The 21,342-nt window shown below is 26.1% G+C and carries 13 protein-coding genes, 3 tRNA genes and 1 pseudogene; 2 read left to right on the top strand and 15 right to left on the bottom strand.

The window, feature by feature from the left end:
- Positions 1 to 3: 3 nt before the first annotated feature.
- The 4 genes from fmt to AB4W73_RS02600 form a co-directional block, all read right to left on the bottom strand.
- Positions 4 to 966, bottom strand: coding sequence for a methionyl-tRNA formyltransferase (fmt, locus tag AB4W73_RS02585; protein ID WP_367680289.1), 963 nt, complete (start codon positions 964 to 966; stop codon positions 4 to 6).
- A gap of 22 nt (positions 967 to 988) precedes the next feature.
- Positions 989 to 1,528, bottom strand: coding sequence for a peptide deformylase (gene def / locus AB4W73_RS02590; protein ID WP_367680290.1), 540 nt, complete (start codon positions 1,526 to 1,528; stop codon positions 989 to 991).
- Positions 1,529 to 2,571: 1,043 nt separating this feature from the next.
- Positions 2,572 to 3,342: an ABC transporter permease gene (locus AB4W73_RS02595; protein ID WP_367680291.1), complete on the bottom strand. Its 771-nt coding sequence runs from the start codon at positions 3,340 to 3,342 to the stop codon at positions 2,572 to 2,574.
- 19 nt (positions 3,343 to 3,361) lie between these two features.
- On the bottom strand, positions 3,362 to 4,279 hold the full coding sequence (locus AB4W73_RS02600) for an ABC transporter ATP-binding protein (RefSeq protein ID WP_367680292.1): 918 nt from the start codon (positions 4,277 to 4,279) through the stop codon (positions 3,362 to 3,364).
- Between the two features lie 860 nt (positions 4,280 to 5,139).
- Here AB4W73_RS02600 and prfC point away from each other — a divergent pair.
- Complete coding sequence (gene prfC, locus AB4W73_RS02605; protein WP_367680293.1) at positions 5,140 to 6,729, top strand: peptide chain release factor 3; 1,590 nt, start codon at positions 5,140 to 5,142, stop codon at positions 6,727 to 6,729.
- Positions 6,730 to 7,456: 727 nt separating this feature from the next.
- Here prfC and gpsA read toward each other — a convergent pair.
- The 7 genes and pseudogenes from gpsA to ffh all read right to left on the bottom strand — a co-directional run bounded on the left by gpsA (position 7,457) and on the right by ffh (position 14,900).
- Positions 7,457 to 8,452, bottom strand: a complete 996-nt coding sequence (gpsA, locus tag AB4W73_RS02610) for an NAD(P)H-dependent glycerol-3-phosphate dehydrogenase (RefSeq protein WP_367680294.1) — start codon at positions 8,450 to 8,452, stop codon at positions 7,457 to 7,459.
- A 669-nt stretch (positions 8,453 to 9,121) separates the two neighbouring features.
- Positions 9,122 to 9,565: a rhodanese-like domain-containing protein gene (locus tag AB4W73_RS02615; RefSeq protein WP_367680295.1), complete on the bottom strand. Its 444-nt coding sequence runs from the start codon at positions 9,563 to 9,565 to the stop codon at positions 9,122 to 9,124.
- A gap of 1,210 nt (positions 9,566 to 10,775) precedes the next feature.
- Positions 10,776 to 11,165: a 50S ribosomal protein L19 gene (rplS, locus tag AB4W73_RS02620; RefSeq protein WP_367680296.1), complete on the bottom strand. Its 390-nt coding sequence runs from the start codon at positions 11,163 to 11,165 to the stop codon at positions 10,776 to 10,778.
- 221 nt (positions 11,166 to 11,386) lie between these two features.
- On the bottom strand, positions 11,387 to 12,190 hold the full coding sequence (trmD, locus tag AB4W73_RS02625; RefSeq protein ID WP_367680297.1) for a tRNA (guanosine(37)-N1)-methyltransferase TrmD: 804 nt from the start codon (positions 12,188 to 12,190) through the stop codon (positions 11,387 to 11,389).
- Positions 12,187 to 12,735 (bottom strand): ribosome maturation factor RimM, encoded by a 549-nt coding sequence (rimM, locus tag AB4W73_RS02630; RefSeq protein WP_367680298.1) that lies wholly within the window; start codon positions 12,733 to 12,735, stop codon positions 12,187 to 12,189. The genes trmD and rimM overlap by 4 nt, the downstream gene beginning before the upstream one ends.
- A gap of 399 nt (positions 12,736 to 13,134) precedes the next feature.
- Positions 13,135 to 13,359 (bottom strand): annotated as a pseudogene (gene rpsP, locus AB4W73_RS02635) (30S ribosomal protein S16); the annotation flags it as partial.
- Positions 13,360 to 13,538: 179 nt separating this feature from the next.
- Positions 13,539 to 14,900, bottom strand: coding sequence for a signal recognition particle protein (gene ffh, locus AB4W73_RS02640; protein WP_367680299.1), 1,362 nt, complete (start codon positions 14,898 to 14,900; stop codon positions 13,539 to 13,541).
- A 593-nt stretch (positions 14,901 to 15,493) separates the two neighbouring features.
- Between ffh and plsB the strand changes: the two genes are divergently transcribed.
- Positions 15,494 to 17,938 (top strand): glycerol-3-phosphate 1-O-acyltransferase PlsB, encoded by a 2,445-nt coding sequence (gene plsB / locus AB4W73_RS02645; RefSeq protein ID WP_367680300.1) that lies wholly within the window; start codon positions 15,494 to 15,496, stop codon positions 17,936 to 17,938.
- 581 nt (positions 17,939 to 18,519) lie between these two features.
- On the opposite strand, the gene thiD is transcribed toward plsB, so the two are convergent.
- From thiD to AB4W73_RS02665, 4 genes are all read right to left on the bottom strand, one after another.
- Positions 18,520 to 19,323, bottom strand: a complete 804-nt coding sequence (thiD, locus tag AB4W73_RS02650) for a bifunctional hydroxymethylpyrimidine kinase/phosphomethylpyrimidine kinase (RefSeq protein WP_367680301.1) — start codon at positions 19,321 to 19,323, stop codon at positions 18,520 to 18,522.
- Positions 19,324 to 19,583: 260 nt separating this feature from the next.
- Positions 19,584 to 19,658, bottom strand: a tRNA-Arg gene (locus tag AB4W73_RS02655).
- 1,129 nt (positions 19,659 to 20,787) lie between these two features.
- Positions 20,788 to 20,874, bottom strand: a tRNA-Leu gene (locus AB4W73_RS02660).
- Positions 20,875 to 20,884: 10 nt separating this feature from the next.
- Positions 20,885 to 20,958 (bottom strand) — tRNA-Cys (locus tag AB4W73_RS02665).
- Between the last annotated feature and the right edge of the window lie 384 nt (positions 20,959 to 21,342).

Below are 21,342 nucleotides of genomic sequence, written 5' to 3' on the forward strand. Positions count from 1 at the left end.
TTATTATTCAAGTTGATTTCCAATAGAAAACCATTCACGTCGAGAATTTAGGAAATTAGCAGCGGACATTACTTTTTTTCCTGCAGGTTGTAGTTGTGTAATATTAAGCACACCATTAGTAGTTATAATCTGAATGCCATTGCTATTAGCATTAATAACTGTACCATAATGGAGATTTAGTTGATTTATTTCAGGTAGTACTTCTGCTTTCCAAACCTTTATACGTTGTTGATTAATAGTAAAGTAACTAACAGGCCATGGATTAAATGCGCGAATACAACGTTCTAACTGGGAAGCAGAAAGTGACCAGTTAAGTTTAGCCTCTTCTTTGCTAAGTTTTGCTGCATAAGTAACCTGTCTTTCATCTTGTTTTTCTCCCTGTATGTTATTGTTAAACTGTTTAAGTATATTTAGTAATCCAATTGATCCTAATTTTGCTAGTTTAAGATATAAAGTAGCACTATTATCATTAGGTTGTATACTACAGGTAACCTTATATAACATGTTACCAGTATCTAGTCCAGTATCCATACGTATAATAGTAATACCACTTTCTTTATCACCAGCCCATAATGCACGCTGAATTGGAGCAGCACCACGCCAACGTGGTAATAATGAGCCGTGGACATTAATGCAACCTAAACGTGGCATAGTTAGTATTGCTGGTGGTAAAATTATACCATAAGCAACTACTACTATAATATCAACCTGCCAACGAGCAACAAGATCAGAAATTAATTGCTGATCCTCTTTTAGGTGTAGTGATTTTAGTTGATATAAAGCAATATTATACTGTTGTGCTAATACTTTTACAGGACTAGGTGTTAATCTATTTCCTCTACCAGCTAACCGATCAGGCTGAGTAAGTACACTAATAATTTGGTGCTTGGATCCTAGTAATGCACTAAGGTGATACGCTGCAAAATTAGGCGTTCCTGCAAAAATAATTTTTAAGGAATTACACACTTAAATCTCCTAAATAAAACTTTTATTTACTTCGTGCTTTAAACTTTGCAATTTTATCTAATCTCTGACGAATACGCTGACGTTTAAGTGGTGATAAATAATCAATAAATAATTTACCTATTAGGTGATCTATCTCATGTTGAATGCAAATAGCTAATAAACCATGAGCTTCGAGATAAAATAACTCACCTTTAATATCTAACGCCTTAATCATTACCTTTTCAGCACGAGGTATAAGTGCGTATTGCCCAGGAATAGATAGACACCCTTCTTCAATACTAGTCTCACCACTAGTATGTAGTAACTTAGGATTAATTAAAACCCAAGATTGATTAGATGGTTTTATTACGTCATTTTCATAATGATCACTAATAATATTAATCGTAATAATCTGTTGGTGTATATTAACTTGTGTTGCTGCTAAACCAATGCCTTTTTTATTATGCATAGTTTCAAACATATCATGCACAATACGCTGAATCCTATCATTTACTTTTTTAACTGGCTCTGCAATTATACGTAGTCGCTTGTCTGGAAAACGTAATATTTCTAATACTGACATAAATATTTAGATCTATACATGAAAAATGAAGGTATTTATTTATTATTTTAAATATTTTTATATTTAATTTCTAAATACTTTTATATTTAATTAATATTATCACTTATTAGGCTTTTCAGAACCTAAAATTATACAAGAATATTAGTAAAGATTTATGTATAAAGGATATATGAAATATAAAATAATAAAAGTGCTTAAAAAAGAAATTTCTTTGCTAGTTAGTATTTACATAATATATATAAAAAATATAAATAACTTTAATAAAAGGATAGGTATAAAAAAATAAACTAAAAATTAAAATTATAGTAAAAAGATTGCTATTAATAATCCTTAAGTGTATACGATAATATCGTATTTATTTTTTTGTTAGTTAAAGTTATAAGATAAATAAGATATTATAAAATAATTAAATAAATATAAAATACACTAAAGCATCCTGCTTCTATATTATTTAGATATAAAGTTTTATAATAGAAACTATATAAATTACTATGAAAATAAACTTAATCTATTGATTAATTAATATTTTTTAATAAAAATAATTATATAATGTAATGTTTATTATATTATTTTAGTTATCAATTACTATATAGTTTGTCAATACTTTTTGGACTATAATTTATATTAGCATTAATATTAAAATAATTAAAAAACTTAATTATTAGATTTAGTATTCTTAAATTTTACTACTAATTGTATTAAATAGATATAGGTAAAAATATAATAGGTATAGATAAACTTATATAATATAATTAAAATTTTTATGTTTAATACGAAACTAATATTTTTATATATTATATTAGATTTTTATCTATTAACTTAGTTTACTTGCTAATAGTGTTTAAAAAATTAAATTAAATTTTTATTATGTAAACTTACTATTACTATTAATATAACTTTAAACTTAAATATAGTTTTATTAGATGCTATCTAAACTACTAACTAAATAAAATATTATTTTTAATAAGATTTTGTTTTTGTATAAAAAGATAATATTAATATAATAGGGCATAAGTATCTTTCTAAGAGAGTATTTATAATAGTTAAGTGCGTAAACCATAACCACGATTAATCAAATACCAAATAAAAGTATAAAGTATAGTAATAAAAATAACTAATACCGCAATAGTAATATTAAGTGACATTTCAGCAATACCAAGGAAACTATAATGAAAACCATTAATTATATATATAATTGGATCTAGTTTAGAAATTACTTGCCAGAAAGGTGGTAATAATATTAATGAATAGAAGACGCCCCCTAAATAAGTTAGTGGGGTAATAACAAAAGTACGCATTAAGCTAATATCATCAAAAGTTTTAGCAAATACAGCATTTAATAAACCACCTAGAGAAAATAAAATTGTGGTTAATAGTGAAGTTAAAACTAATATTAGCCAGGAATATACTTGTAATGGCACAAAAAATAAAGAGATTAGTGTTACTAATATACCAACAATAATGCCACGTATTATTCCTCCTCCAATATAACCAATAATAATGATACATGTTGGCACAGGTGCTATAAGAAGTTCTTCAATATTGCGTTGATATTTATCATTAAAGAATGATGCGGCAACATTTGCATAAGCATTTGTAATAACTGCCATCATAATTAACCCTGGTACAATAAATTGCATGTAATTAACACCACCCATTTTACCAATCCTTGGACCAATTAGACTGCCGAAAATAATAAAATAAAGTAATGTAGTAATAATCGGCGGTATAAGTGTTTGAATCCAGATACGACTAAAACGCGTAATTTCTTTAATCCAAATACTTTGTAATGCAATCCAATATAAGTGAATCATATTGTTTCTCCTATTTCTTTTATTTATCAGAATTATTAAGTAAGTTAACGAATAGTTGTTCTAAGCGGTTTGTTTTATTACGCATACTTTGTATCTGAATACCTTGCAAGTTAAGTTGACTAAATAAACTATTTAATCCTTGTTCACGTTCAACATTAACTTCTAATGTAGAAGCATCCTGTAAATAAAAGTGATAACCTACTAATTTTGGTAGTGGACTTTTAGGTGCTAAATCAAAAATAAATGTTTCTGATTTTAATTTATTTAATAATTTCTTTACTGAAGTATTTTCTACTAATTTTCCATCTTGGATAATACCAATATTACGGCACAGTATTTCTGCTTCTTCTAAATAATGCGTTGTCAAGATAATAGTTGTTCCTTTATCATTAAGTTCTTTTAGAAAGCTCCATATAGTACGTCGTAATTCAATATCTACTCCAGCAGTTGGTTCATCTAAGATTAATAACTTAGGTTTGTGTATGAGTGCACGAGCAATCATTAAACGACGTTTCATTCCGCCTGATAAATAGATAGCACGTTCATTACGTTTTTGCCAAAGATCTAGATATCTAAGATATTTTACTGCTCTTATTTTAGCTTGTTTTCGAGTTACACCATAATAACCGGCTTGAGTCATAATAATTTGTAGCACAGTTTCAAATGGATTAAAATTAAACTCCTGTGGTACTAATCCAAGTTGATATTTAGCATAAACAGGATTTTTATCAATATCATAGCCAAATACTTGTATTTTACCTGTTGTTTTATTAATTAGAGAACTAATTATACCAATAGTTGTAGATTTACCAGCTCCGTTTGGGCCAAGTAAAGCATAAAAATCTCCTGCTGTAACTTGTAAATTTATACCTTGTAGTGCTTGTACTTCTCCTGAGTATATTTTTGTAAGTTGGGATAGTTCTAGTGCGTAAATCATAAAAAGACCTTATTTAATAAATATTTATTGTCTTTTAACTATGTTACAATAGGGGTTTTATAGCTTGATTTAAATCAAGCTATAAAACCCCTATTGTAAAATTTAATCTTGAGAAATAAGTATAGAGGAAATAAGTAGGACAGTATTAAAATACTAACTCAATTTTTAATATTGCATCTTAAATATTCTAGTGCTTATAAAATATATATTATTTATAATAATAAACATTACTTTGTAATACTTTAGATATCTAGTCTTAGACTATTCTAAATATGGAAAATTAGGTATGAAAAATATTATTATTAACATTAATAATTAAAAGTATTAATAATTAATACTATCTCTTAAAGAGATCTAATAAATTATTACATACTCTAATTACTAAAACGTAAATTATAGAGTTTATACTAAAGTTTTATAATAAAATTTATTATACTTTAATGTATAATAAATATTCTGAATACCTTTACTAGATGTTAAGTACTCTATAATAATAAACGTTAGAATAGTTTTCTATACTAAGTAATAACACTACTATATTATTTAGTAGTAATTTTATTAGATACTAAGTAATATTTAATTAATTTAACTTACTACTTAAGATTAGTATTTCTTATGCTAAATTATATCATGTTTATATATACTAGAGTTTATTTTCTTTAATGACTAATAGATATTAACTAAATTTTTTTATTTTCTAGTATTTTTATTACTTTATATTTTATAAAACTCTTTATTTATAAGACTTTTACTAATTATCTTATATAAAAACTAGTCTCCAATAAAGCTATTATATTTAATAATATTATTTACGATACACTGTAAAATTAACTCTAATCTATATTAAAAGATTTAAATCAATGTTAAGCACTGCAATTCAACAACATATTTCTCGTAGAAGAACGTTCGCTATAATTTCACACCCTGATGCAGGAAAAACTACTATTACTGAAAAGATGTTATTATTTGGACAAGTAATCCAGACCGCAGGCGCAGTAAAAGGACGAGGTTCTAGTAATTATGCTAAATCTGATTGGATGGAAATGGAAAAACAACGTGGTATTTCAATTACAACCTCAGTAATACAATTTTCTTATCGTAATTATTTATTAAATTTACTTGATACACCTGGACATAAAGATTTTTCTGAAGATACCTACCGTACATTAACTGCTGTCGATTGTTGTTTAATGGTAATTGATGCAGTTAAAGGAGTTGAAGATCGCACCCGTAAGTTAATAGAAGTAACTCGATTACATAATACGCCAATTTTAACCTTTATAAATAAATTAGATCTGGATACCCAGGATATTATAGAAATATTAGATGAAATTGAACAAAAACTAAATATTGCTTGTGTACCAATTACCTGGCCTATTGGATGCGGTAAGTTATTTAAAGGCATTTATCATCTTTATAAAGATGAAATTTATCTATATCAGAAAGGTCAAGGTCATACTATTCAGCAAGTACATCTTATAAAAGGATTATATAATCCAGAATTAGATGCAATAACAGGAGCTGATTTATCAGATCAGTTACGTACAGAAGTAAGTCTTGTACAGGAAGCATTATCTAGATTTTCTCATTCTAATTTTTTATCAGGTAGTCTAACACCAGTATTTTTTGGTACGGCTCTAGGTAATTTTGGTATTAATCATATATTGGATGGACTTATTACCTGGGCGCCTGCACCCATGCCACGTCAAACTAATATAAGACAAGTCTTTGCTACTGAAGAAAAATTTACTGGTTTTATATTTAAAATTCAAGCTAATATGGACCCTAAACACCGAGATCGTGTAGCTTTTATGCGCATCGTTTCTGGTTATTATAAAAAAGGGATAAAACTATATCATGTACGTATTAAAAAAGAAGTGATAATTTCCGAAGCACTTAATTTTATAGCAGACAATCGTACTCAGGTTAAAGAAGCGTTCGCAGGTGATATTATTGGAATACATAATTATGGTATTATCCAGATTGGTGATACTTTTACTCAAGGTGAAGAAATAAAATTTACTGGTATTCCGAATTTTGCTCCTGAACTATTTCGTCGTATTAGGTTACGTGATTCACTTAAACAAAAACAACTTTTAAAAGGTTTAATACAGCTTTCAGAAGAAGGTGCAGTACAAATATTTCGTCCTATTATGAATAATGATTTGATAATCGGTGTAATGGGATTGCTACAATTTGATGTAGTTGCTACGCGACTAAAAAATGAATATAAAGTTGAAGCAGCATATGAATCAATCAATATTGCTACTGCTCGTTGGATAGAGTGTAATAACATAAAAAAATTTGCAGAATTTAAATATAAGAATGAACAGAATTTAGCTTGGGACAAAAGGGGTAATCTCAGTTATATCGCACCAACAATGATTAATCTTGACCTTATGCAAAAGCGTTACCCAGAAATAATATTCTCTAAAATACATGAAAATTAATAATAATTAATTAAGATTAAATACTGATAGATTTTTATAAATCTTAAATATTTATACCAATAAATATATATTTATAAAATTTTTAATTATCTAATGTATACCTGTACTATAGAATTATTATAAGGAGTTTAATTTTACAATAATCACTATATAGTTTTATATTACTACAATTAGATTATATCTTAATTTAAACTATTATCTATTTTAGTAATAATCTAATATAATTTTAGATTATTTAATTATACTAATAGTATTTTTACTTAACACATACTAAGTAAATAACTTATTATTAAGTTATCTTTTAGTATTAAAGAATCTACTTTATTTTTTAAGTAACATTAAGTTTAAATAAATTTTACTAGTCCTAAGTAATCTATATCTATTACTATTTTAATTATAAGATATATTTATACATAAAGCCCTTGAGTAATCTAAAATTATAATATCTTTTATTAATAAAAGTTACGTACAAAATAATATAATAGTATTATCTTTCTAATTTTCTATAACTTTATTTAAATTAAGTTATAGATTTATATTATCTTTTATTTTAAAATATAATAAAATAATAGCACTTCATTAGAAAAAATTCTAAAAAATAGTTTTAATAAATTAATAAAGATTAGTCTATTTATATTAAAAATAATATAAACTTATTATATAAATTAGCTATAAAAAATTAAGAAAAATAACAAGTTAAAGCAAATATTAAAAATAACTTTAAGATTTAACAATTCTCTAATAAAGTAGACGCAGCTTCACTTGCTTTTTTATTACAGTATAATATTTGATAAATTTGTTTTATAATTGGCATATTGACAGCATAACGGTTTGCTAAAGTTGATACTTCCTGAGTATTACGATATCCTTCAACTAACTGATTAATTTTTTTTTGTGCTTGTTGTATGCTACAACCTTGGCCAATTTCAATACCAAAACGACGGTTACGGGATTGATTATCTGTACAAGTAAGAACTAAATCACCTAATCCAGACATGCCCATAAATGTAGCCGCATCAGCTCCTAAAGCAGTACCTAAATGAATCATTTCAGTTAAGCCTCTAGTAATTAAAGCAGCACGGGCATTAGCTCCAAAACCAAGACCATCAGATATACCTACACCAATAGCTATAACATTTTTTACTACACCACCAAGTTGTACTCCAATAATATCGGTACTACTATATACAAGTAAACTTTTCTCGCAATAAAATAATCGCTCTAAATCTTGGCGAAAACTATTATCTTTAGAAGCTAATGTAATAGCTGTTGGTAGTCCAGCAGCTAGCTCTTTCGCAAAAGTAGGGCCAGAAATAATTGCCAAAGGCACAAATTTACCAACAACCTCCTGCGCTACTTGCTGTAATAAATATCCCCTTTCATTTTCTAATCCTTTGCTTGCCCATACAATACGTGTATTAACATGTAAGTGTGGTTGTAATTGTTTTAGCACATTTTTAAAACAGTGACTGGGAACTACAACTAATATATCACGACTACCATTAAGCGCCTGAGATAAATTACTTTCTAGTAACAAATTTTCAGGAAAAAAAACATTAGGTAATAAAGCATGATTATAACGAACACGCTGTAATTCCTGAATATGTGAGGCATTACGTCCCCATAATACCACCTTATGACCATTACGTGCTAAAACTATCGCTAATGCAGTGCCATAAGATCCAGCACCAATAACCGTCATTGAAATATTATTCTTATTCATTAAGTATCCTGATAAAATTTAGCATTTTAATCTTTAGCTTTATTTTTGCTTTTTATGCCAAGAAATCTATATAAAATATTAAAGTTAACTAGCGCTAAATAGAGTAGATAAAGGTTACACAAGTAATCAAATTCATAATGTACTTATATGCATAAGGAAACACTATGTTTAAATAATAAACATACAAATAAAGTTCTAGCAACTTAGTAGTTACTTCACTAAAAGGATACCCATTACTTGACTTTACAGATAAAAATAATTTTTACATCTTTCTTTTATTAGTTTTTATTTTTCTTATTTATATTATTATTTATTTTTATTATTTTACCTAAATTTAGAGACTTTATTATCATGCATAACACTACTCTAAATACTTATTTTCTAATATAATGTTTTATCTGATAATAATAATTTTATGTAATATGTATCAAGTTCAATACTTACTATTAGTAACTACTATTACTGAAAAATCTACGTTGTATGAAAGATTTTGAAAAAAATATTTTCAATATAAATACATTAAATATAGAATACTATATCTATCTTACTTTATGCTAATATTTATACAAATACCTTTAATTAAATATTTCAAAGGATAGTAATTATATTAATATACTACTATTATCTTATTGTAATAATAATGCAAATTTCATCTATTTTCTATTTATCTTATTTTTTTGATTTAAGACATACTAAAGGTAAGTTTTCTCTATTCCAACCTGATATTCCTTCTTTTAAGATAAAAATACGTTTAAAACCTACCTTATATAAATCATTAGTTATATAATTAGATACCATACCAGTAGCACAAATTATAATAATAGGATGTGCTTTATTCTTTTTTAACCCAGTTAAATTACCATTTTTTATATCGCTTGGGTTTATATTAATTGAATTAACAATATGACCTTTACAATAATCTTCATGATTACGTGTATCAATTACAGTAGCATTTTCTTTATTAATCAGTCGAATTGTTTCATTATGAGTAATTTCTTTAGTATTAGAAAAATAACTTTTAAACATAAAAATAATTATACTACCCAGTAGTATTATCCAAACTAAACTTAAAATAGGATGACGATTAATAAATTGTATTATTTCCTGTAACATTAAAGTAAAAACTCCATTAACCAAAAACAATAAATTTTTTTTGTAAAACTATTATTTATTATATACCATTAATATATATTTTAAACTCAATGATATATAAGCATATAAAGACTATATAAGTATTACATAATATATAATTCACAACATGTAATAGATTATATAAAAGATTTAATATTTAAAATGTAGAATTTAAGATTATAAAGTACGTCACATACTGCAGTAAAGACAGCCAGCAAGTCAGCATTAATACAAAAAAACTAAGAGAAAACTTGTTAAAATACGCTCTATTTAACAAGATATTATCTTAAATTACTTAAAACTCTTATTTATCTGATTTCCATATTATAAATTACTACAATTAGATTAAGTTTTAAATAAAATTATTTTTACCTATTCAATGATAATTTAATATAAATTTAAATTATTTAATCACGTAATAAATTACTTGTTAATTAATATTTTATTAATATGTAATTATTAAAAAATAATAAATCCTAACATTAATAATTACATTTTTATACTTAGAATAATCTAATACCTAGTATCTAAAATATATTAAAGAGGTAGTCATTGTTATGAGTAACATAAACTCTATAAATGTTAAAATATTTAAGATGTAGCACTAAAAATTAAGATAATATTTTAATATCTTACTACTTATTTCTCAGATCTAAAATCTATTAAATATAAATAAGATCAGTAAAACACTTTATAAAAATTGATAATGTAATGTTATCTTTTTATTTTTAATAATTTTATTTAAATAAAATTATAGGGGTATTATTATAGTTTAATAAGAACTTTTTTGATTAGTAAAAATAACATCATGATTTATTTAATAATGTTAGTTTAACTTCTTCTAAAGTATTAGTAAATTGTATTACTATCTTAATTTTTAGGTAGATATAAAATAATATTTATTATAGATAATTAATAATAAAAGTTTACCACGATATTAATAACTAATTAAAGCTTAAAAGTAATGCACTATTGATAGGTATAGCCATAAATATAGGCATTAGGTGTATTAATGTTTATTATTAGCATATAAATTATTAGGTTAAGTAATTTTATTTATATTTTCTTTTCTTTGAAAATGTGTTAAAATACTTATTAGTTATTTTTAGTTGTATAAAAGTAAACTATATTTTTTGCATATTTTTTCTTTTTTTCTTATTAAATAATTCTTAAAAAGATAGAAGATATAATGTCATTTAGTATTGCGTTTTCGACTAAGATCCTCTTTAATGCGCGCTGATTTACCAGTACGTGTACGTAGATAATATAATTTAGCTCTACGAACGGCACCGTAGCGCTTTACCTCAATACTATCTATGACAGGGGAGTGGGTTTGAAATACACGTTCAATACCTATATTCTTAGAAATTTTACGCACAGTAAATGCAGAATGTAGGCCACGATTGCGTATAGCAATAACAATACCTTCAAATGCCTGCAAGCGTTCTATGTTTTTTGATCTCGATTTAGCCCCTTCATTATCAACTACTTTTACCTTAACTTCTACGGTATCGCCAGAACGAAATATAGGCAAGTTTGTTTTCATTTGTTCTTGTTCAATCTGTTTAATAATATTACTCATAATTAATTTTTTTATTATCCTGGGTAAATTAATATATTAGGTTGATTATTACTTTAAAATCATTTTATTCATTATATTTTAATTGAGCAATTTCTAAAATTATATCTAAAATACTTATTTTTTTACTGATCTAAGTATTATTTATAATGTTTATAATAGATTTTTTTAATGTAATATGTTTTTATGTAACTTTATTGCATGAACCTACCATTTTGGTTTTCTTATTGAGAGTTTTTATACTCCTGTTTAAATTCAGCTAATAGCACCATTTGTTCTTCAGTTAGAGTTAAGTTTGTTAGAAGTTCAGGTCTTATTAGCCAGGTACGACCTAATGACTGTTTTAAGCGCCAACAACGAATTTTGGTATGATTACCAGATAATAGGATCTCAGGAACTTCCATTCCATTTAAAATTTTAGGACGAGTATAATGTGGATAGTCTAATAGTCCATTAATAAAAGAATCTTCCTTAACTGAAGCTTGATGACCTAAAACACCAGGTATAAAACGAGATATTGAGTCAATTAACGTCATTGCTGGTAATTCACCACCACTGAGAACATAATCACCAATTGACCATTCTTGATTAATTTCTGTTTTTATTACACGTTCATCTATTCCTTCATAGCGCCCACATACTAGAATTATCTTCTGATATGATGTTAGTTCGATAACACCTTGTTGGTCTAGTTTCCGCCCTTGAGGTGACAGATAAATAACTTCAACTGCTAGTCTAGCTTTTTCTTTAGCTGCATGAATAGCTGCACATAATGGTTGCGCCATCATAAGCATTCCTGGTCCACCGCCATAAGGACGATCATCTACATTACGATATTGGTTAGAAGTAAAATCACGCGGGTTCCAATAAGTTATCTCTAGTAATCCTTTTTTTATTGCTTTACCTATTACTCCGTAATCGGTTATTGCACGAAACATTTCAGGAAATAAGCTAATAATACCAATCCATTTTGTTTTACTTTGCTTAGTTTTATTTAACTTATTATGCTGACTTAGTTTAGCACTCAAAAATCAGGCTCCCAATCTACTTCAATCCGTTGAGCTATGATATCTACTTGTTTTATAACTTGTCCATCAAGGTATGGGATTAAGCGTTTTTTAATGCCAAATGCATCTTTTAGGTTTGCTTTTACTATCATTACATCGTTAGAGCCAGTTTCTATTATATTAATAATTTTACCTAGTTGATACCCATGAGTAGTTACTATCTGACAACCAATAAGATCTTTCCAATAGTATTCGCCGTTACTTAAAGTGGGAAGATGCAGTGTATCAACTATAATCTTTGAGTTAGTAAGTTGACTTGCAGTTTCTCGATTATTAATATTTTTTATTTTTATAATAAAATCTTGATTATGACACTTCCAGTTCTCTAATTCAATATATTGCCACTCTCTTTCTTGTTGAACAAACCAGGGTTTATAATTAAAAATATTGTTAGTATTTTCAGTGTATGAAAATACTCTAAGCCAACCATGAATACCATAAACTGATCCTATTTTACCAAGAATAATTGGTTGCATAGAAACGATAGAATTAAGCTGTTTATTCATACCACTACCTTAATCTTAATATAATGAATTAAGTAGTTTCTAATCTCTTCAAATACTTTTATTACTGTATTGAATAACTTTTACTATTTTAGTTATATTTACGCTTTTTAGCTATATTACGCTTTTTTAACTATATTTTAGTTATTATGTATAACTTTTGTTAATACATTTTTAACTATAGACTTATTATTAGTAATTTTTTAGATATATTTTTTAGTTTTATTAGAAGTATTAGTAGTAATATTAATAAAAGCGTTAGCTGTTTTTCTGTTTGTTTTTTTCAAGTAAATTAGTAGTATTAATAAGTTCTTTAACTTCCTTTACTTTTTTCTTTTTTTCACTAATAAGAATATTTCTTACAAGATCTTTTATTTTTAATGTTTCTGAAATTGCCATTCCAGATACTCGTGCAGAAACAGTAGCTCCTTTACGTAGCCAGTATTCTATACGATCTATATTTAAACGTAAAAGCTCAGTACGACCATGTGCTAATGGAGCTAATGGATTAAAAAAACCAACACGTTCGATGAAACGACCATCGCGCGCATTACGGTTATCAGCAACAATAACCTGGTAAAATGGTCGTTTTTTAGCACCACCACGGGCTAGACGAATGGTTACCATAATATCCTCTTTAATTAATAAGATAATAAGATCTAAATAAAATAATAACGCATTATTATTTTATTTAGATCTTATTATCAGGGATAATCTTGTCCTAATAAAAAACTTTAACATTCTACTAAATTTAGTATAAAAAGCAATCTAAAGATTAACTCTTAAGGTTTCTATCTTGACAGTAATCAAGAATTAGGAAAACCTGGTAACATTATACCCTTAATGTTACGCATTATTTTCATAACGCCTCCATTCTTTATTTTTTTCATAATACGTTGCATATCATTAAATTGTTTTAATAAAAAGTTAATATCCTGTACTTGTACTCCTGATCCACTAGCAATGCGACGCCGGTGAGAACCTTTAATAATTTCTGGTTTAGCTCGTTCTTCTAGTGTCATTGAATTAATAATAGCTTCCATACGTGCCGTTACTTTATTATCCATCTGCAATTTTATATTATCAGATAATTGATTCATACCAGGTATTTTATTTAACATATTATTCATACCACCCATATTACGTATTTGTTTTAGCTGTTCCTGGAAGTCATTTAAATCAAATTTATAACCTTTTTTTAGTTTAATCGCCATTTTTTGGGTTTGAACTTGATTTGCTGTGTTTTTAATATCATCTATTAATGATAATACATCACCCATACCAAGAATACGTGAAGCTATACGATCTGGATAAAATGGCTCTAATGCATCGGTTTTTTCGCCAACTCCTAAGAATTTAATTGGTTTACCTGTCAAATGACGGATAGATAAAGCGGCTCCACCACGTGCATCGCCATCGACTTTAGTTAATACTACCCCAGTAAGAGGTAAAATCTTATTAAATATCACCGCAATATTAGCAGCATCCTGACCTGTCATAGCATCAACTACAAGTAATGTTTCTATTGGATTCACTGCAACATGTAATTTTTTAATTTCATTCATCATTGAATCATCAATGTGTAAACGACCTGCTGTATCGACAATCAATACATCGTAGAATTGGATTTTTGCTTGCTTTAAGGCAGAGTTAACAATATCAATCGGTTTTTCTTGTTTATGAGACGGATAAAAATCAATCCCTGCTTCTTGTGCTAATTTTTCTAACTGTTGTATCGCCGCCGGCCGATAAATATCAGTTGATACAGTTAATACCTTTTTCTTGTGTTTTGTTTTAATAAATTTTCCTAATTTACCTACACTAGTAGTTTTACCTGTACCTTGTAACCCTAACATTAATATAACGGCAGGAGGTTGAACAGCAAAATTTAATTTACTATTAGCATCACCCATTGTTAAAGTTAGTTCATGTTTAACTATTTTTATCAATTCTTGACCTGGAGTAAATTCTCTATTAATAGTTTTACCTAGAGCATGTTTTGTAATTTTACTAATAATGATACGTACTACTGACAAAGACACGTCAGCATCAAGTAATGCTATATAAACTTCATGTACTGCATCTTTAATATTTTTTTCTGTTAATCGACTATGACCACTAATATTACGTATTATATCTGACAATCGATTAGTTAAATTTTCAAACATAGTTTTATACTCAGATATAAAGAAGTTGCTTAAGTAACAAAAAATATGATAGTGCATAATGCACTATACTAATGATATGAAGAAAAATAATTATTATAACATAAGCTAAAATTATTTAATTTATTTAAAATCTATTATTTTATGTACATTAAGTTAAATTAAAATACTATATAAATAAAAACTATTAAAATAACTAATAAACTATTATCTAAGCAATATATTTCGCTTAACTTAGTAATCAATTATATTTAAAAATATAAATAATACTATTTTAATAGCACTATTTATTATTTTAATAGTAAAGATTAGCATTAATAATGCTAGTAATAAAATATACTTTAATTTAACAAAATTAAAGAAATAAACAGTCACGATAATAACATAATTACTATTACTTTTAGTAAAAAAATTGCTTTATTTTTAAATTATCTATAAATTTTATTAATAGGTAGTGGTAGTTCTATAAAAATTAATTAATGCTATTATCTAATTTTTTATGAATTAATAAGTCCTTATTATCGTTGAGTTATAACCTTTATTAACAGTTTCTGGTATCCTTGTACTAAATTGTTAACGAGAGGCTTTACTTTACTATGTCAGGTTGGCGTAAAATATACTATAAATTACTAAACTTAGCACTTAATTTTTGGGTAAAAAGTAAAGTTATCCCAGTAGATCCATTAATAGAATTAGGCCTAAATTCCTTATGTCCTATTTTATATGTATTACCCTATTACTCTAAAACTGAATTACTAACATTACGGACTCAATGTTTGGCACAAAATTTACCCGATCCCTTAGATTTGTTAGAAATAAATGGTAAACTACTACCCAGATATATTTTCATCGCTAGGAATTCTAGTAAGGCATCTAATCACTGTTTTAAACAAGAATCAGTAAAATTATTTCATGATTATTTAAAGTTACATCACAACAACCTTAAATTAGATATACAAATATTATTAGTTTCGGTAATTTTTGGACGTTCATCGGATCATAAGCAATATAGTGCATTACGTTTATTTAATAATATACAAAAATTTCTTGTTTTATTGTGGTTAGGTCGTGATAGCTTTGTTTGTTTTTCAAAAAAAGTATCATTGCGCTATATAGCAAACAATTATAATACCGACAAAATTATTACTTATAAATTAGCTCGGATAGCTAATATACATTTTTCTAGACAACGTTTAGCGACTATTGGACCAATCTTACCAATTCGCCAAAGTTTATTTAATAAATTACTATCTACTAAAGCAATTGAAAAAATATTATTAGATGAAGTTCGTATAAAAAAAATTTCTTATAAAAAAGCTCAGCAAAATGCCATACTACTAATGACAGAAATTGCTGCTAATTTTTCTTATGGAGCGATACGTTTTACTGACTATGTATTACGTTGGACCTGGAATCGTCTATATCAAGGAATTAATGTTCATAACATAGAAAGAGTACGCCAATTAGCCCAAGATGGACATGAAATGGTCTATATACCCTGTCATCGTAGTCATATGGATTATTTATTACTTTCTTATGTACTTTATCATCAAGGCTTAGCACCACCACATATCGCTGCAGGAGTTAATCTTAATTTTTGGCCTGCAGGACCAATTTTTCGTCGTTTAGGAGCGTTCTTTATTCGCCGTTCTTTTAAAGGAAATAAACTTTATTCAGCTGTATTTTGTGAATACCTAAGTGAACTATTTACTTGTGGTTATTCAATAGAATATTTCCTTGAAGGAGGACGTTCTCGTACAGGACACTTACTAGAACCTAAAACTGGTATTTTATCTATTACTATTCAGGCTATGTTACGAGGTAGTGCACGTCCTATTACATTAGTACCAATTTATATTGGCTACGAACATGTAATAGAAGTGAATACTTATATCAAAGAATTACATGGCGCAGCTAAAGAGAAAGAAAACTTATTACAAATAATACGTGGTCTACTTAAATTACGTAATCTAGGACAAGGTTATGTAAATTTTGGTGAACCTTTATCGCTAATGACTTATCTTAATCACCATATCCCTCAATGGCGTGAATCTATTAATACTATCGAAGCGCCATCACGTCCCAGTTGGCTTACGTCAGTAGTGAATAATTTAGCAATCCAGATTATGGTAAGGATTAATAATGCTGCCGCTGTTAATGCAATGAATTTATGCTCTACTGCGCTGTTAGCCGCCTCATGTAAACATTCATTAACACGCACTCAATTATTTGAACAACTTGATTGTTATTTACAACTTTTACGTTATACGATTTACTCTCATTACATTACTTTACCAAATAAAACGCCTCAAGAACTATTTGAACATGCATTAAAGATGAATAAGTTTAAATTAAAGCAAAACAATATTAACGAAATTATAATTTTTTCACCTAAACAAGCCATGTTAATGGCTTATTATCGTAATAATATTCAACATTTATTAGTGCTACCATCATTAATTGCTAGTATAATTATTCACTATAATAGTATCACACGAATAGAAATTCTACGTCAAATAAAAATAATTTATTCTATATTACAAGCTGATTTTTTTTTACATTATAGTAAAAAGGACTTACCACAGATATTAGATACTTTATTTAATGAATTAATTCGTCAACAGTTAATTTATGATATTAATAATCATTTAACAGTGAATATAATACGTATTCGTCCCTTACGGCTATTAGCAGCTGGAGTACGTGAAATATTGCAACGTTATGCCATTATCTTTTTTTTGCTCAGTATTAATCCACAAATAACACGAAGCATTTTAGAAAGAGAAAGTCGTATTATAGCACAACGCCTATTAGTATTACATGGTATTAATATTTCTGAATCTCTTGACAAAGCTATATTTAAAACACTAGTAATTAAATTACGTAAAGAAAACTTTATAAATAAAAATAGTGACTCTATTAAAATAAATGTAATATTACAAATTTATCATATACTAAGCCATCTAATAAAACCTGAAGTGAAATTAATAATTGAAAGTACAAGAATAGCTATAAAAACTAATACCACTTTTATATTATAAAATAAATCTTTATTAAACACCTAAAAATAGTTTTTGCAACTATATTAAAAATAGATAAATTATAATTATATTTAATTTTATTTATATAATATCATCTTTAATATTATAATAGTAAATTCATTAATATATTTATATTAGTAAATTCTTTAATAAAAAATAAAAAGATAAAAAAATTCATAAACCTAATCAGGATAACACAATAATGATTATTATATTATTTTATAATTTATTTTTATCAAATAAGTATTAATTAAAAATTAATTCTATTAATTTTTTATATAAAATGATTATATAATCAGCTAATTATTAGCTATTATATTTTTATAGAAAAATAAAAATATAATTTTATCTTATAAATTGACTTATAATATACAAATAATTTATTTTTACATAATATTAGAACTGTTTGTTTATTAGTATTTTATTAATAAAAAAGATAAAATAGCATTTCCTTTTAAATAGCATACTATAAATATTAATCAATACTATCAAATAGATATATTTTTTACAGGAAAGTATATTTTTTATATTTATTAATAGATAACATCTTATAAGATCTATAATAGATTGTGAAACAACTACTACCACCAATGATGAAAATGATGTATTGGACCAATCCCTTTACCAACTTCTAGACTATCTGCTTGCAATAATGCCTGCTGTAAGTATTCTTTAGCTATTTGTACACTATCTTGCCAATTTCTATACCTAGGTCGTAATGCTGATAATGCTGCTGACAAAGTACAACCTGTACCATGTGTATGACGTGTTTTTACTCGAGCACAAGTAAAACGATATTTACTTCCTTCGTTAGTAAATAACCAATCAGGGCTTTCTTCGCTATTTAGATGACCTCCTTTCATTAATACATTTTTGCATCCTAAATCTAGTAATCTACGTCCTTGTTCACACATTTGTTTTTCATTTTTTGCAATTGTACAATCCAGTAACATTGCTGCTTCCGGTATATTTGGCGTTACTAAAGAAACTAGTGGTAATAAATATTGTTTAATAGCTTTTATAGCTGTTAGTAACAATAATGGATTACCATTTTTAGCTAGCATTACAGTATCTAGTACTACAAAACCAAGAGAATTATTACGTAATTTTTCAGAGACTGTCTGTACGATAGATGCATTAACTAACATGCCTATTTTAGATGTATCAATACGCACGTCATTTAATACTGAGTCTAATTGAGCCGCTACAAATTGGTGATCAACAGCACAAATTGCTTGCACTCCAAGAGTATTTTGTGCAACTAATGCAGTAATTACACTGGTGCCATAGGTTCCTAACGCAGAAAAAGTTTTCAGATCTGCCTGAATACCAGCACCACCACTAGGGTCAGTTCCTGCAATGGTAAGTGCGTTAATACGTTTCAAAGGGTTATAATCTCCATTATATATTCATAAATATGCTTTATTAGTGCTCTTTATTAAATTAATTGGTAACTATATTAGATTTGTAATATATAGACTACTAGTATATTTAAAGATAACAGAACCGTGTTGTAGGATATAAATAGCGTAAAACTATATAGAAGTATTTTTAGAATTTAATTCTAATTAATATTAGATAAATATTTTTATAATGTAGGATTATTTAAATTTATAATAAATAAAATATTATTTAGTATTATATCTGGTGTCCCTAACTGGAATCGAACCAGTAATAAACCCTTAGGAGAGGTTTGTTATATCCATTTAACTATAGGGACATATAAAACTAATTTTAGTATAAAATATCTAATTTATTAAAATTAGTTTTATATAAAATATTTATTTTAATTTTTTATTTAAACATATTATTTTAATTATATGTATTTAATAGTTGCTATATATTATGTATTATGATTTTAATAAAATTTTATATAAAATAAAAATAGTTAAGTAATATAAAGTAATTTCTTTATTTGTTTACGAGTAGAATGATTTTTATAGTATACTTATAACTTTTTTATTTTTTACGCCATAACACTGTTTTTATTTAAAAAATAGTATTTTTATTTCAATAAAAGTTAGGCGCAAAAAAATAATAATTTTAATTAAATTTAGATGAAAATTAGAAGTTCTATTACTTATTTTTATAGTTTTAGTAACTTTATTAAAAATCTTTATTTTCGGTTTTTTCCTTTATGATAGCTATTGTTGCATTAATAGGTATTAAAAATCTTAGGAGATAGAAAAAACTTAAATTGATTTAAGAGCTTGTTTAAAATGTATTATTATTACTAATATAATAAAGATTATATAAATTAATTATAAAAATAAATATTAATATGCTAATATTAATTGATAGTTTTTATAAAAATATTTATATTAAATTATATCTTTTATATCGAATAAAAATAAATTTAAGATAAAATTCTTTATAGAAAAATAATATAATACTAACTTCTTTTTTATATTAAAACTTATTTAAATAAGTTTTAATATACTTTTGTATAATTACTTTAATATTTACTAAAACTAAGAGAACAGAATGTTATATTACAGTAAATGATTATCTCTATAAATAATTACCTATATATGCATAGGTAATTATTTATTCAATATCACTAAAGAATATTATTCTAAATATACTAACGTTAATAGTGCTACATTTTTATCACTATAACAATATCTATTATTCTCTTAGAATCTATAAAATATATAGTCTATATCAATAGACTAGAACATATTAAGTATTGTGTTCTCTGAAGAAAAGAATAATATCTTATATATTTTTTATATAGTTAAAAACTAAAAATTTTGTTATTACTCTACTACTATTTTAAATTATATAAATAAAAATAATAGATTAATAGTTTCTATTATGTAAAATATATTATTTTAATCAAAGTTAACTGGTGCCCAGAGCGGGATTTGAACCCGCACGGCCTTAAAACCGAGGGATTTTAAGTCCCTTGTGTCTACCAATTCCACCACCCGGGCTTAATAATTTTGGAGGCGCGTTCCGGAGTCGAACCGGACTAGGCAGATTTGCAGTCCGCTACATAACCGCTTTGTTAACGCGCCCAACTGCTTAGGTTTTTTTATTTATAACTATTTCTTATAATTTAAAGTTACAAATTTATTATCTATAGATTTTAAGTAGAAAATAAAACTTTATTTTGTAACTATAACTTTAATTTAGTAAAGATCTACTGATTAATCATTCCTAAAATTTTCTTTTTTAGTATGTATCTTATTATTTTAATATAATATATTTTACTTACCTTATATATTTAGTCAATAAATTATTTCACAAAGTATCCATATGCCATTTTATAATGCTTTAATTAAAACTATACTAAATAGTAATATCATAAAATTTTAGTTTATATAACAATGTTACGTATTTATACAAGAGTTAAGTATGAAATAATATTTTTACATATAACCATAAAAATTAACTTTAAA

The sequence above is a fragment of the Candidatus Fukatsuia anoeciicola genome (assembly GCF_964059965.1).
Taxonomy (GTDB): Bacteria; Pseudomonadota; Gammaproteobacteria; order Enterobacterales; family Enterobacteriaceae; genus Fukatsuia; species Fukatsuia anoeciicola.

Excerpts from the sequence above, each read along its gene's own strand:
- def (WP_367680290.1), bottom strand. The coding sequence starts at position 1,528 with ATGTCAGTATTAGAAATATTACGTTTTCCAGACAAGCGACTACGTATA.
- AB4W73_RS02595 (WP_367680291.1), bottom strand. The coding sequence starts at position 3,342 with ATGATTCACTTATATTGGATTGCATTACAAAGTATTTGGATTAAAGAA.
- AB4W73_RS02600 (WP_367680292.1), bottom strand. The coding sequence starts at position 4,279 with ATGATTTACGCACTAGAACTATCCCAACTTACAAAAATATACTCAGGA.
- prfC (WP_367680293.1), top strand. The coding sequence starts at position 5,140 with ATGTTAAGCACTGCAATTCAACAACATATTTCTCGTAGAAGAACGTTC.
- gpsA (WP_367680294.1), bottom strand. The coding sequence starts at position 8,452 with ATGAATAAGAATAATATTTCAATGACGGTTATTGGTGCTGGATCTTAT.
- AB4W73_RS02615 (WP_367680295.1), bottom strand. The coding sequence starts at position 9,565 with ATGTTACAGGAAATAATACAATTTATTAATCGTCATCCTATTTTAAGT.
- rplS (WP_367680296.1), bottom strand. The coding sequence starts at position 11,165 with ATGAGTAATATTATTAAACAGATTGAACAAGAACAAATGAAAACAAAC.
- rimM (WP_367680298.1), bottom strand. The coding sequence starts at position 12,735 with ATGAATAAACAGCTTAATTCTATCGTTTCTATGCAACCAATTATTCTT.
- ffh (WP_367680299.1), bottom strand. The coding sequence starts at position 14,900 with ATGTTTGAAAATTTAACTAATCGATTGTCAGATATAATACGTAATATT.
- plsB (WP_367680300.1), top strand. The coding sequence starts at position 15,494 with ATGTCAGGTTGGCGTAAAATATACTATAAATTACTAAACTTAGCACTT.